This window comes from Streptomyces millisiae, assembly GCF_031845425.1.
In the GTDB taxonomy this organism is placed as follows: Bacteria; Actinomycetota; Actinomycetes; order Streptomycetales; family Streptomycetaceae; genus Streptomyces; species Streptomyces millisiae.
In genome coordinates this window covers 1-467 of sequence record NZ_JAVREM010000264.1, presented here as the reverse complement: position 1 = coordinate 467, position 467 = coordinate 1, and the positions used below count along the sequence as shown (strand labels likewise).

1 protein-coding gene is annotated in these 467 nt (G+C 69.2%); it reads left to right on the top strand.

The window, feature by feature from the left end:
• A partial coding sequence (locus tag RNC47_RS36585; RefSeq protein WP_311605176.1) for an ATP-dependent DNA helicase occupies positions 1-467 on the top strand: 467 nt, incomplete at both ends.

Below are 467 nucleotides of genomic sequence, written 5' to 3'. Positions count from 1 at the left end.
CCGATGCACCGGGGACCCGCGGGCGCGGGCGAGCTGAACGGGCTGCTCCAGCAGTCCATCACCCCGGGCCGCCCCGACCTCCCCGAGAAGCGGTTCGGCGGCCGGGTCTTCCGGGTGGGCGACAAGGTCACCCAGATCCGCAACAACTACGACAAGGGCGAGAACGGCGTCTTCAACGGCACGGTCGGCGTCGTCACCGGCCTCGACCTGGACGAACAGACGCTCACCGTCCGCACCGACGAGGACGAGGAGATCGGCTACGACTTCGACGAGCTGGACGAGCTCGCCCACGCGTACGCCATGACGATCCACCGCTCCCAGGGCAGCGAGTATCCGGCCGTCGTCATCCCCGTCACCACCAGCGCCTGGATGATGCTCCAGCGCAACCTGCTCTACACGGCCGTGACGCGCGCCAAGAAGCTCGTCGTGCTGGTCGGGTCCCGTAAGGCGATCGGCCAGGCCGTCCG